Source organism: Alkalimarinus coralli, from assembly GCF_023650515.1.
Taxonomy (GTDB): domain Bacteria; phylum Pseudomonadota; class Gammaproteobacteria; order Pseudomonadales; family Oleiphilaceae; genus Alkalimarinus; species Alkalimarinus coralli.
Genome location: NZ_CP096016.1, coordinates 2,878,610 through 2,891,797, shown reverse-complemented (window position 1 = coordinate 2,891,797; position 13,188 = coordinate 2,878,610). Strand labels below are relative to the sequence as shown.

The following is a 13,188-nucleotide window of genomic DNA, read 5'->3' as shown; positions in this document are numbered from 1 at the left end:
CGCTTAGATAACCGACTGATAATTCAGGGTTTGGTGAGGTCTATTGTTCCAAAGATCAAAGCCGTCCAGCAGCCAATTTAGCTCCTGGCCTGTCAGGTTAATAACATCTTCCCCCAGTTTTTTAGGCCACTTAAATCGCTCTTTATCCAAGCGCTTGTACCAGAGACAGAATCCATTACGCTCCCAGTACAGTATCTTAATTTTATCTCGCTGACGATTGCAGAACACAAATAGGGCTTCCTCGAATGGGTTCAGGTTCATCTCAGCCTCCACCAAAACTGCCAACCCATTGATTGATTTACGGAAGTCCACTGGCTCTCTATGCAGATAGACGGTAACCGACGAGTTATCAGGTCTCATCATAACAGCGGGCTACCCATCGTCATTTGTAATCTGAACTTGCCCCAGACAACAGAGCAAGAAAAAACGGGGGGTGGTTGCTTGCGAGGGACAGACTTTTGCGGAAGCGTGACGGTGGCTTTTGCAAAAGCAGCTGATGACGGCTCTGTTCGAATAACGCCCTTGCGTCGAAGCTCGTGTTTATAGCTATGAAACTGTGATACTTTTAAGTCATGTTGATCACAGTAGACCGGAGCTGTTAGTTTCTGCTGCTCACATTGTTGGATGTGATTGAGCCAGTAAGTTTGTTTCTCTGTTAATGCTGGTTTGCTCATGGTTTACCCCATCATTGGTGAGGTTTGAGCGTAATTGAACATCTGAGCTGATGTTAGATGGGGTTTATTGATCGCTTACGCATCATTCTGCACAAAAATTAAGAAGTATTGGTATAAGTTAGGCAGTGATATTGGCTTGGCAACAAAAAGGCGCGACTCAATAGTCACGCCTTTGTTGTTTGATGAAGAATAACCCTTAACTTATACAATATGGTCAGTAGAGAAGTAGTTAGTCTTGCTCCACTTGCGGCTGTGGTGCTTACGAATCTTGGAGCGAAGCTTACCGTTTTTGTATACATACCCTAAAAAGGTGGTGCCGCGGAATTTGTACTGGGTTGACCAGCCTGTCCAGTAGCTATAACCCCCTGCGATAGCTTTAAGGGCTTTGCTGTCTAATTCGTTGCTCGTGGCAAGGTCTGCAATGTTCAGGTTTGTGATATTCGAAGTGTTAAGGGCTAACGTTGTCATAGTCGTATCCTCTGAGTCGTGCTTTTAAGTGTTTTGAGTTTAAGTAGTAGAACCTTTTGTATTACTTTGTTGGTTCGTACTTAAGGTATTGCAGAGGGCGTGCCAACCGTTTCAAATGAACAGTTAATTCGTTTTAACGTGTTGATAGTTAAGCGTTTAAAATTATAGTGATTGGTTTTTAGTTATTTTATGTCGCATTGACTCTGCGAAAAATGTTGCGTATTAAACAACTAAAAATGAACAGCTGTTAGGCGAGGTAAAACTTTTCTGGTTCCGCCTAATACCGTGAAATACGGAATCGTTTTAATAAACGGTTAGACTAAAACAAAGAACCACTAACAGACACTCAAGCTATAAAAATCAACAACTGTTAATATGGGTGTCTTGTTTATCGGCGCGAAGATTGTCGCGGAAGATAGAATCGGGCGCGGGGCACCTACAAAGACCTTGGAAATGTGTGGCTACAAAGAAGTATGAGGGTGCCCCGCGCCCGATAAAATGAACGTTAATAAGCAGATGAGTAATATTAAGCTCGTAGCGGGAGAGTGCTTACTTGAGAAGTAGTTTATTGGAATAAATGATGTTCTATAGGATGGGGGCTTGCTAAAGATTGCAATTATGGCAGTAACGTGGAATGAGCATCCGTCCGAGCCATAGTCGCAGTGTTTTAAGTGATAACGACAAACGAATAAACACCAGAGGAAATTAGCTTCCTCTGGTGATGAAAGATAAAACTACATAAACGACAAGTAGCTGTTTAGCTTTTGAGAGGATGCATTATTCGGGTTTAGCTTGTCTGCGATTTTTAGTGTCAGGCTTAACTCATCCATCATTTTTTTCTCTGCGTCTGCTAACTTGTCTGCATCGCTACTCCCCATATAGGCATTCAATTCAGCACTCACCGTTTTTATGTCGCCTGTTAAAGGCGACGGTTTTGAACCATCCAGGTTATTAATGATTGCGTCTGCTCGGGTCAGGATACCTATCAGACTGTCATCGGGGGATTCGCTTGTTAAACGATCACTCAGGCTGTCAATTTTTTTCGATAGTTCGCCTAACGTGCCGGAAGGTTTCTGCTCTTCTGACTTTGCGACATCTAACTTTTCTAACTCTGTGTCAGAGATAAAACCATACTCATGAAGGCGTTGGATAAAGCCTGGTGTTATCGCCACACTTGCCGGGCCGCCTGGGAAAAACTCTTCGTTAAGCATCTGAATCTTATGAGCTCGGCTTGAAAGCTTTATATCGCTCTCTTTATTTGCCGCCTTTTCATCCGTTGAGCCCTTATTCTCAACATTAGCGGTGGATTGAACTTTAGTGCTGTCGTTATTTGTCGTGGGCGTAAGTAGGGTTGGGTTGTTTATTTGCATAGACATGAGGTCACTGTTTAGTCTAAATATAAGTAGTACTAGAACTGAGCAAGTTGCACGCCATAGTACTAATAGCTTGTATTATCAACGAGTTATGGGTTTTTATTTTGGTCGGAGGTTTTAGAAAGGCAACTCTGTTCCGGTTATGTTACGCGACATGGTTTAGTGTTTACCGTAGGCCCTCAAAAATAATACCGAAGGCTGGCATAGAGGCTAAGTGGGTAGGCCCCAAACTCAGAGCCAAATTGGGGGCGTTGGGTTAATGCATCGTATTCCAGATTGTCCCCATAGCTAATATATGTGCCGAAGTCAGAGTATAGATTGTCGCTCCAGCTCACTTCGCTGCTCAGGTTAATAAAAACGGATTGATCACTTAAGTTGAAAAAGCCGTTGGCGTTAACAGACACGAGTGGTGTGGCGATCCATGAAATAGCAGGTATCAGATAGTGCTGGCCGAGAAGGAATATACCTGCTTTTTGATAAGGCTCTGCTGAGAGCAATTCAACGTAATTGGACGGGTCATTGCTGCCGGCACCGTTGTAGTGGTACTCAAGCATGACGATGACATTATCATCAACCGCATAGTCTGTACCGATTGATGATCGCCAATAGCTATCCGCTGAGTTGTTACCCAGATGCATATAGGCCGTTTCAAACCAAAAGCCATAGTCACCCAGTGCGCGTTCTACCCCTCCGCCAATCAGCCAGGCATTGTCGAGCTTAATAAACATGCCTTCGATGTCGTTACCCTCGACTGAATTCTTTCCACGTAAGAATAGCGCGCTATTTTCACTTTCCGCATTCTCCCCAATGATCAGGCCGGTGTCTAGCAAGGCAAAATCCCCCAAGTCTGCTTGATAACGAATGGCATCGATACCGACACGGTACTCCTGGTTAAGTGTTGAAATAGTGAACGGGATAAATATATCCGTCGGGTTGATAAAGCGGGCAGAGCCGAACGAAATGACCTGACGCCCAATGGTTGTATCGCCATATTCATTACCGTATTGGTAGTTAAACCTATCTAGGTTTTGCCAGACGATAATATAGTCACTGTCGTCTTTAAGTTTTACATCTAGATCTTTATATCGATACCGGTTTGAGCCCAGAGATAACGTGGAGCTGATGCCACTGGAGTTCGTTATCTGAGGTTCAGAGTAATAGACGGGTTGTAGTTCATAGTGTACTTCTACATTGCCACTGGTTTCTGTGTACGCACTGCCCATCAATCGCATCGCATTTTGTGACTGGAATTGACTGCTTAGGTTGCTGGGTGCCTGTTCTATGTCTATGGTATCTTGCCATAACGCGTAGGATTTCAGATATCCGCTGTAGAAAAAATCGGTGGCATTGAGTGCAGTTGAATTCACCAATAAGAAGATTGCCGCAAGTGCCAGGCCTTTGTGTTGTCTGTGGTCTGATAAATGAGATGCGTGTTGTAAGCTCATCTTCACCGCCATTAATCGCGTCGTTCATCATCAACAATACAACCATCTTCAAGTCTGATAATACGGCGGGCTCGCTCCATTATTTTGGGGTCGTGAGTAGAGAACAGAAACGTCATCTTCTCTGTTTCATTCAGCGTTTTCATCATATCCAGAAGCGAAGCGCCGGTATGAGAGTCAAGATTAGCGGTAGGTTCGTCTGCCAGAATAAGGCTGGGTTGGGAGACCATTGCCCGGGCAACTGCGACGCGTTGCTGTTGACCTCCCGAGAGCTGTGCAGGCCTGCGATTGCCTTTTCCTTCCAGGCCGACGGCTTTTAATATGGCGCTGACGCGACGTTTACGCGTTGCGGCGGGTAATCCTTGAAGGAGCATAATATATTCAATATTTTCTTCCGCAGACAACACCGGGATGAGGTTGTAGGCCTGAAAAATAAAGCCGATATGGTCTCGTCTGAAGTCGGATAACTCAGTGCCCGACATGTGGCTAATATCTTTATTGTCAAGGATCACTTCACCGGAAGAGGGTTTATCCAGCCCCCCAATCAACTGCAGGAGAGTGGATTTTCCAGAGCCGGATGGGCCTATTATCGCCGTGAATTCGCCGGGTTCAATGGTTATGTTTACGTCGTCGAGCGCTTTGACCAGTGTTTCACCTTTTCCAAAGTGGCGACACAAATTTCTGGTTTCAATAACCGTTTGAGTGTTGGTAGCAGAAGCGCTCATTTAGGTTCCTTAAAGTGCTTTTCGCATAGCAAATGATGGTTGTAACCGCGCCGCGTGGAGTGCCGGGTAAATACATGACAATACAGTGATGGCCAAAATAGACAGTGAAATTTTAGCAAATGCCAGATAATTGATGATGAGGTAGATGGGCTCATTCAGCGATATGCCTGACATTTCGGTTCCTGAATAGTCGATGCCGCTGACCGATTTCCAGTAGCTTAGTAATGCCCCTGAAATCAAACCGACTATCAGGCTGAGTAAGCCGATCAGCAGGCCTTCCAATAGTATCTGCCAGAAAAGCTGTTGTGGTCGGGTGCCTATCGCTAATAAGATGCCGAACTCGTTATGGCGCTCGTAAATAGACATAAACATTGAGTTGATCAGCCCGAGGGCAACCAGGATGAACATGATGATAGACACAATGAGTGTACTGTAGCTGCTCATGTCTAACATGCTGCTCAACTGAGGCACTAGCTCCCGCCAACTGAGCGTTTCTAAGTCTTTGTTATTAAGAGTCTCCCATAGTGCCAGGCTTTCATCATCGGCCAGTGACACATCCTGTAGGCGAATCGCTACTTCATGAATGCCGTTAATCGCTAACATTGACTGCCCCTGCGCCAGATTTATAAACGCCATGCCCTTGTCCATATGGCGGTCATTGAAGTGGAATATGCCGGATAATCTGAATAGCTCCTGAGATAGCTCACCGCCATGGGCTTGCGAAAGCGTCACGACGATTCGGTCACCAAGATCGACTTCCAACAGGTCTGCTAGATCGTCGCCAATTAATATTTCGTGACTGGTACTACTGTTTTTGTGGTCATCGCTGGTGCCGCTTAGGTACTGACCCTTGATTATTGCCTGTTTGAGTTTGCTGACCTGAGCTTCTTTTGCTGCATCAATGCCGTAAATAACCGCTGCTGAAACGTTTTCAGATGATGAAATCATGCCGCCTGTTATGGTACGAGGGGCGTAGGCCTTGATGGGAGGCATATTGTCCAGCTGCAGATAAAGGGAGGGGATATTCTGAATATAGACATCGATATCATTGGCTTCGCGGAACTCGCGTTGGTGGATTTGCGCATCGCCCAAAAATGTCTCAGTACTGATTTTAATCATTGATGCGGCCATCCCCCTGATAAAGGCATCAGTAAATAACAGTGCAGCCAACCCGCAGGCAATAAGGAGCACGGTCAGTAGGGTACGGCGAGTGTTTCTAAATATATTTCGTTTGGCTAAGCGGGCAACCAAGTTCATATTAAGCCGCCTGTAGCGCTTTGAGTGGCGATATGCGTGATGCTCTGATTCCCGGAACTAAGCTTACGAGTAGAGTGCTCCCTATCACGACCAAAGCGGGCACGCCCATACTGAACATGGTGATCTCGCCCAACATGGTTTCAAACAGAATTCCGCCCATATCGATAGGTTCAGGCAGGGTGATACCGACAACGGTTAGCCAGTAGTTTGCCGGTAAGGCGAAGATTAATCCGAATATGCAGCTGGCAGCCGCCAGTATGAGTGACTCAAGCATGATAAGCCTGAATACCGCTGCCGGTCTGGTGCCTATGGCTTTTAACACGCCAAATTCACGGGTTCGCTCCAGAATGCCCATGAGAACGGTGTTTAACACACCAATAGAGACGATAAAAATCAGAATGCCCATTGAAATGTAGTTGCCTTTTTTGTCGGCCTGCATGCTATTGAAAAATGTAGACTCAACGACTTGCCAAGGGGCGGCTGTAAGGGCGCGGTAAGGTTCATGTTCTTGTAGCTTAAACCACTGCTGGAGCTGGTTGGCAAACGGTGCGGCATAGGTTTGATGAGTTAAACTGATCGCCAGCTCATGCACTTGATCGCCCATACTTAAAAATTGCTGCATGGCACTGAGGCTTAAATAGACGTTCATTCGCTCGTAAGAGTCTTGGGTTCCAACGATGCCGGTGATTTCATAAATATCATTAGCGATGGAACCGTCGATCCCCTGAGAGATAAGGACGAGTTCATCCCCGATGGTTAAATGCAGGTTTTTAGCCAGTGCCTGACCTACCATGGCGGGGTAATAACCATGGCTGGTCATGCCGTTTGACAGGTAATGCCCTTGCTGTACCTTGTTCTTTAAGTAGGTGGTGCTGGCCTCTGCTATTGGGTCTATGCCAATAACATTGGCCGGAAATGTTTTATCTTTTCCATAAGCGAGGGATGGGCCATAAATTCGGGGGGTAATGCCAGTCACTTGATTGTCTTTTTTGAGTTGAGTGATGAGTGGGGCAGCATGGTCGATTGTTTTGTAGAGCGACGGGCGCTCAAGATAGTTGCCTTGATGAATCTGAATATGGCCTGTGTGATCACGGGTGAACACGTCAATAATATGGTTGTAGCTGCCTTCGGTCATGGCCAACATAAACGAGAGTAAAAGATACCCACCGCCCATGCTGAGTATGGTCAGAATACTCCTGCGGCGATTCCGCAGAATGTTACGCAATGCAAGCTTGGCCGTTAGCATTATCGGTAACGCTTTTTCAGGTTTCGGAGGGTGAAAATATCATCATCGATACCTGTATCAAACTCCAGTTCAACATACTCAATGACTGTTTTATGGTTTTTTTTGTGATGCGGAACCATACTCATTTTTGATGGCAGCCGTTTACCGGAAAATTCCTTAATGTCACTGAAATACATACTGCGAACGTTATCTCCTTTTTCATTAAAATAGCGCTGCTCGACAGGTAGCAGGGTTTCTTTTGCTACCAGTATTTCAATACGGGCCCAAACCGTTACGGTGCTCTCCTTCGGAACTAACCTGAGCAGATATTTGTCTTCCTGGTCTTCTTTATCAACGTGATACTCTTTAACGAGCGAGACTTCGCGCACCAAATCGTCGTTGGTAAAATCAGACCCCATCCAAGACCCCATCATCATAGATGGTGGAACTTTGATTACCTTATTAATTTTAGGGAAGTAGTTCCACATCTCACGACCTTTCTTAAGTGTTGATACACCCTGGTCTTTTTTGGGAGATAAAATGCGTATAAAGGTATCGTCCATGCCGACTGTCCAACCTTTCATCTCAAGCGTTCGCTCCCAGTTTGGAGTGACGATCTGCATTTTTATGGTCGATATTGAACTCTCTGAACGGTAAAGCTCATCTATTTTTTTAAGCAGTTTGACGGCTTCATCGTTGGCTTGAGCACACGTTGATAGCAGTGTTATTAAGATGAGTGCGCAGTATAAGTGTGCATGTTTTAGCATATTGAACTCATTTACTTCTGTATGCTCATTACCGGGAGGTCATTTAAATCGTTGCGAGCGTTCCATGACCATCGTTCTGAGCAGCTCCTCGTAGCGGCCACTTTCTTTTAATTCCTTAAGGCCACGATTAAATGCTTTAACCAGTATGGTTGTTTCGGGGTGTGCTCTAGAAAAAAGTAGGTGCCCGGTCGTTTTTAGTAGCGGTTTTGGGTGGAAATCAATCAGATAAGCCATGTGAGGCTGAAAGTGGGTGGTGGCGAGGGCAAACCCCAAGTGCTTTTCCACCGGGAACAGGTCAATTCGCCCTCTGATAAGTTTGGCCATATTGAGTTCGTCGCGATTCGCCAACTCAACATTAATGATGCCCAGTTGAGCGGCCTTCCAAAACTCATCGGTGTAGGTATAGCCATCGGTTGCACCGATTTTAAAGTCGCCTAGATCAGCCAGCTTATTCCACTGCTTTAAAGGCTTATCTTTGTTATAGAAAAAGTGGGTGGTTTCTTTGTTAATGGCATCACTATATATAAAATGTTCTTCTCTTTTTTTTGACGGATACCAGTAGGCGCTGGCGGCATAGTTGCCAGCCTTAGCTTGATCGTAGCCTCGTTTCCAGGGAAGAAATTTGATTTTTGTCTGGTAGCCGGAATGCTCAAAACTTTCAGATATCACTTGCGCGATAAAGCCGCCCCCAGGTAAGTCTTTAGATAACCATGGGCGATACTCGCCAGCGGAGATGTTAACCGTTTGCGCAATGCTCATGCCTGGGCACAGCAGTAGTGTTAGCAGCAGCTGAGCAAGCAGTGAGCGTTTATCTGCGTTTATTGTGTTAATGAGGTAGCTCCATTCTATCTATGCCTATGAGCGTTATCTCATGGCTCCTTTACCTCTAAGGATAGCAGTTGATGTTAAGAATATTAGTCCTTAGCCAAACATCGCGTAAATAGTCTAATTTCGACCATAAATTCTAGGTCTCGCGTAGCGATAGAAACCCGATATCTCTTCTTGCTCGATCGTATAGGCTTCTCGTTTGAAGTATGCTTCCCTGAGCGATGAAAGGGCTGTTTCAAGAGCAGTGCCTTCGAGTGTATCAACCAGCTGCTGCCGTTCTGCCATGTAGGCTAACCCGTTTTCCCAGCGTTGATTGCGGACTTCATCTTTCTTTTGCGCTTGTTCTATCTGCTCTTCACTGTAACCCAACTGTTTTCGGGCTCTGTTTATTTCTGCCTGCCGCGCTTGAGGCGAGAGGTTTTGGAGCGTTTGCTGAACAGAGTCAAAATTAAAAAATACTGCGGCGACCATCCCCGGATCAATCACAAGTCCCTGAGCGGCATCGCCGTAGTTTTCAGATAGCGTTGTTTGTAACTGGTAGAGCTTTTCGTCGCTGCTCAGGCTGGTTTCTGCGCCGAGTCGATGTATTTCTTCCTGAACCGCTCGTTGTTTCTGAGCCATTAGCTGGCGTTCATCTGACCATATAATATCTGCATCGTTTCCAAATAACGCTCTTCTTTTTTTCCATAAATGACCGTCCCGTTCGAGTGGGCTCATATCATTTAACTGGGTGTAGTTTTGGGCTAACCACTGGGTGTACTGATCCATAAGTGTGATGATTTGAATAATGGACTCTGCGTAATTGGGGAAGGCGAGATAGATGATTTCGTTAAATCGTGATTGCCCATCTTCCGGGTATCGGTTGATCACGAAATCGCGCACTTTGAACAGATTTGCCTGAACGGCTAAGTGGTCTATTTTATCGCCATATTTTGTGACCAGTTCTTGTGCCAATTGCGCGTTAAAGGAGTCAATGGCTTGGTTTGAAGGTTCTTCACTTCTCGTGCCAGTTTCAGTGACTGGCTCAGCGGTTAAGGCCTGCTTGGCTGCTGTTTTCAGTGGCAAGGGGTTATCGATACTCGCACGTGGCTCCACGCCGCTGTATAAGTACCATGGAATAACGCCCAGCATAACGGTTGTCGTAGCAACAATGATAAGTTTGGTTGGTCGAGTCATGGTGTCTTTCTATTCTTCTAATGGGCCAATCCAATTCCTGCCCGGGGTCGGGCAGGGTGGGCATCCTAACTATTCAGTTCTTGTGCCGCTTAAATCGTACGTTTTAAGTCTTGCGCGTTAAGCCGCACTCATGAATACGTACCGGTTGCGCTGCTATAGCAGAGGTTGCAGCACCGGCCATATTTTATTCGCCAGTTTGTAAGAGCCTGAGCTATTCGGGTGAATGCCATCAATGATGATGTCGCTGTCCCGAATGGTCGAACGAGGGTCAACAAACGTGCAGTTTGCCGTTGAATATCGACATGCTTGAGACAGCCTCATATCACCATAATCTACGGCTTCTTCCATGCTGTCTAAAAACAATAGCCCGTTTTTGGTGTAGTAATATCCGAGGTAAATAATGTTATCGACGCCGTCTGCATTCATGGCATTCAACAGGTTCACGCCATCAACATAAAGGTCGTCAATAAAGTTCTTGCAGCTTGAACTGAGTCGCCCCCATTGCCACCAGTCGGTTTTGCAATTGTATGGATCAAAAAGAATGGCTGGAATCAGTATGTCGTTACCGCCTCCGTCCATGACGATGGTATCAATGTTGCCGTTATCATTTTTGGCTATCTGATACTGCTGGTCTATGGGAGTCGCAATGACACCGCCCGTTAACTCAGCGCCTGACAAGGTATATCTCCGAAAAGTCTCACCTGCATAAGACTCCAGATAATCTTGTAGATCACCTGATAATGCAAATATTGAGTCGCCTAGAAAGACGACTTGGTCGTTATCTGCATCAGATACCCGCGGGTTGCTGGCAAGACTACCTGCTCCGCCGCAGCCTGTTAGGCTGGCTGCGATGAGCAATGTTATGGCCAGTTTTGCGGGAGGTGTGAATCGGTAGTTTGTTACATGCTTACAGAAATGCTTTATTATTTTTTTCACTCTGTGTTCCTCTTTTTTGTTTTTATAGTTAGGTGCAAAACAACAATATCAGAGCAAATTAGCTAAAATTGGTACGTGGGTCACACTTTTTATTGTGCGGTATTTAATCGGTTTGTATTTTATTTGAACTATTTGTATTTAATTTGATCGTTTTTGGTGCTTTGACATGGGCTGAATCAAGGGCCGAATGAGTGCAATTATTACGGTCATGTTGAGCGAAAAAAGGCGCTGGGTATTGATAGATAAAACTGACGCTAAGTAATATCCTATAGTGTGGTTATTTTAAATGCGTAATAAAAATCAAAGAGATCGATATATGAAAATAGTAAATATTCTGCTGGCCTTTTGGGTGCTCTGTTTTTTCTCTGGAACAGCCGCATCAGACGCACACAAGCAATATGGTAAAGGTCATCAAGGAAAAGGACAGAGCACCGAGCAACTGGATAGCCGTATTGAGCAATGGGTGAAGAAAACCTGTGCAGGAGATACGGCCTGTGCTGAGAAGAAGCGCGCTGAATACATCGAGCGCATGGCGAAATACAAGCAGCATGTTCAGGAAAAGTGTGGCGCGGATGAGGCGTGCAGGCAGAATATGCGAGCAAAGTATATGCAGCGCAGAGCAAAGCGCGAGCAACGAATTGCCGAACATTGCGGGGATGATGAGGCATGCCGGGACGAATTGCGTGAGAAATATAGCAGCAAGATGAAGCATGCCCGTAAAAAATGTGGCGATGACAAGGCATGCTGGAATGAGTTCTACAAAGAGAATAAACCTAAAAAGAACTGACACACGTCGACTTGGCAGGGCTTAAATGATGGCGGGATTGTTAAGCCAACCGTTTGTTTTTATTGATCTTGAGACCACTGGTGGCAGCGCCCCAGTGGATCGGATTATTGAAATTGGCCTAAAAACGGTGGTCGACGGAGACGTTGTTGACGAGTGGGAGTCGCTGGTTAACCCTGAAAAAACCATACCTCCTTTCATTGAAGACTATACCGGCATATCGAATAGCATGGTGCAGGACGCACCTCTATTTGCCGATATTTCAGAGGTCTTTAAAAGTAAACTGGAAGGAGCGGTGTTTGTTGCTCATAATGCGCGGTTTGACTACAGCTTTGTAAAGAGCGAGTTTCGCCGACTTAGTGTCCCTTTTTCGGCTAAAGTCCTTTGCACCGTAAAGCTCTCCAGGCAGCTCTATCCGCAATATACCAAACACAACATGGACGCACTCATCGCCAGGCATAATCTGCCAGCCGGGCCCCGGCATCGTGCAATGGGGGATGTTGATTCAATGCTGGCATTCTTTCGTCATTCGATAGAAGAGCTGGGCAGTGATCTGGTCGAAGATGTCATCGGGAAAATACTAAAACGTCCCAGCTTACCCTCATACTTGCCTGCCGATGTACTTGATGAACTGCCTCAAACTTATGGTGTTTATCGATTCTATGGCGAGAATGACGTGCTGCTTTATGTGGGAAAGGCCAATAATATCTACCAGCGTGTGATGTCTCACTTCATGTCTGACCATAGCACTGCGAAAGGTGTCGTTATGTCTCAGAGCGTGAGACGGATTGAATGGACAGAAACAGCCGGTGAGCTAGGTGCCCTGTTACTCGAACTACAACAGATTAAGACCTTAAAGCCGCTGCACAACAAACGGTCTCGGTCAGTAAGCAGCCCTTTCTCCTACACTTTGGAGGCTGATAAATATGGCTACTTTTCGCTTAAGCTGGTTCAAGACGTCGACCCCAGCTGTTTGGATCAGTATTACGGTCTTTTCAAATCTCATAAAATTGCTGAAAAGGCGATTCAGGGTATCAATGGTGCCAATGAACTCTGTGCCAAGTTATTAGGGCTCGATAGAGGGAAAGGGCCATGCTTTCAATACAAGTTAGGGCGATGCAAAGGCGCTTGTCTGGCTGAAGAAGACGTAACCCGCTACAACTTGCGTATGCAGATCGCGATGCACTCTTTGCAGCTTAAAAAGTGGCCTTATGCCGGAGCTATTGCGGTTAAGGAACGTAATGATTTTAGTGGTAAGGAAGCGATTCATCTAATCTATGCCTGGGTTCATCTGGGCACGGTAAACAATGATCAAGAGCTGGATGAATTTAACGTGAGTGATCATGTGCAACTGCGGCAAAGCGCCAGTCGACTGTTTGATGCCGATGCTTACAGAGTGATGGTGCGGTTTCTTCTTACCCCCAAGCGCCACTTCGAAGTGATTGAAGTCGGTTGAAGCACAGTCGAATGATCCCTGCTAGCAGGTTTGCCTCCTGGCGAGACCTTGAAGCGCCTGATTAATCTCCCCACCTG

General features: G+C 45.8%; 14 protein-coding genes. 2 read left to right on the top strand and 12 right to left on the bottom strand.

The window, feature by feature from the left end; genetic code table 11:
• Positions 1-3 precede the first annotated feature (3 nt).
• From tnpB to MY523_RS12930, 12 genes are all read right to left on the bottom strand, one after another.
• On the bottom strand, positions 4-363 hold the full coding sequence (gene tnpB, locus MY523_RS12985) for an IS66 family insertion sequence element accessory protein TnpB (RefSeq protein ID WP_250655121.1): 360 nt from the start codon (positions 361-363) through the stop codon (positions 4-6).
• Positions 360-674: an IS66 family insertion sequence element accessory protein TnpA gene (tnpA, locus tag MY523_RS12980; protein ID WP_250655120.1), complete on the bottom strand. Its 315-nt coding sequence runs from the start codon at positions 672-674 to the stop codon at positions 360-362. Before tnpA ends, tnpB begins: the two co-directional genes overlap by 4 nt.
• A 201-nt stretch (positions 675-875) precedes the next feature.
• The gene (locus tag MY523_RS12975) at positions 876-1,142 is read right to left on the bottom strand and encodes a hypothetical protein (RefSeq protein ID WP_250655119.1); all 267 of its coding nucleotides are present in this window, start codon (positions 1,140-1,142) and stop codon (positions 876-878) included.
• A gap of 734 nt (positions 1,143-1,876) precedes the next feature.
• Entirely contained in the window at positions 1,877-2,518 is a 642-nt protein-coding gene (locus MY523_RS12970; protein WP_250655118.1) for a hypothetical protein, read from the bottom strand.
• Between the two features lie 176 nt (positions 2,519-2,694).
• Positions 2,695-3,960, bottom strand: coding sequence for a hypothetical protein (locus tag MY523_RS12965; RefSeq protein ID WP_250655117.1), 1,266 nt, complete (start codon positions 3,958-3,960; stop codon positions 2,695-2,697).
• An 11-nt stretch (positions 3,961-3,971) separates the two neighbouring features.
• Positions 3,972-4,682: an ABC transporter ATP-binding protein gene (locus MY523_RS12960; protein WP_250655116.1), complete on the bottom strand. Its 711-nt coding sequence runs from the start codon at positions 4,680-4,682 to the stop codon at positions 3,972-3,974.
• A gap of 9 nt (positions 4,683-4,691) precedes the next feature.
• Positions 4,692-5,939: an ABC transporter permease gene (locus MY523_RS12955; protein WP_250655115.1), complete on the bottom strand. Its 1,248-nt coding sequence runs from the start codon at positions 5,937-5,939 to the stop codon at positions 4,692-4,694.
• A 1-nt stretch (position 5,940) separates the two neighbouring features.
• Positions 5,941-7,185 (bottom strand): ABC transporter permease, encoded by a 1,245-nt coding sequence (locus MY523_RS12950; protein ID WP_250655114.1) that lies wholly within the window; start codon positions 7,183-7,185, stop codon positions 5,941-5,943.
• A complete protein-coding gene (locus tag MY523_RS12945; protein WP_250655113.1) occupies positions 7,185-7,931 on the bottom strand; it encodes an outer membrane lipoprotein-sorting protein in 747 nt (248 codons plus the stop codon). The genes MY523_RS12950 and MY523_RS12945 overlap by 1 nt, the downstream gene beginning before the upstream one ends.
• Before the next feature lie 39 nt (positions 7,932-7,970).
• Positions 7,971-8,690 carry a substrate-binding periplasmic protein gene (locus MY523_RS12940; RefSeq protein WP_250655112.1) on the bottom strand — a complete coding sequence of 240 codons (720 nt, stop codon included), beginning with the start codon at positions 8,688-8,690 and terminating at the stop codon, positions 7,971-7,973.
• 186 nt (positions 8,691-8,876) lie between these two features.
• Positions 8,877-9,935, bottom strand: a complete 1,059-nt coding sequence (locus MY523_RS12935) for a hypothetical protein (protein WP_250655111.1) — start codon at positions 9,933-9,935, stop codon at positions 8,877-8,879.
• Between the two features lie 153 nt (positions 9,936-10,088).
• On the bottom strand, positions 10,089-10,871 hold the full coding sequence (locus tag MY523_RS12930) for an SGNH/GDSL hydrolase family protein (protein ID WP_250655110.1): 783 nt from the start codon (positions 10,869-10,871) through the stop codon (positions 10,089-10,091).
• A 316-nt stretch (positions 10,872-11,187) separates the two neighbouring features.
• Here MY523_RS12930 and MY523_RS12925 point away from each other — a divergent pair, with 316 nt between their 5' ends.
• Both MY523_RS12925 and MY523_RS12920 read left to right on the top strand, forming a co-directional pair.
• On the top strand, positions 11,188-11,658 hold the full coding sequence (locus tag MY523_RS12925) for a hypothetical protein (protein ID WP_250655109.1): 471 nt from the start codon (positions 11,188-11,190) through the stop codon (positions 11,656-11,658).
• 25 nt (positions 11,659-11,683) lie between these two features.
• Positions 11,684-13,111, top strand: a complete 1,428-nt coding sequence (locus MY523_RS12920; RefSeq protein ID WP_250655108.1) for an exonuclease domain-containing protein — start codon at positions 11,684-11,686, stop codon at positions 13,109-13,111.
• The last annotated feature ends 77 nt before the right edge of the window (positions 13,112-13,188 follow it).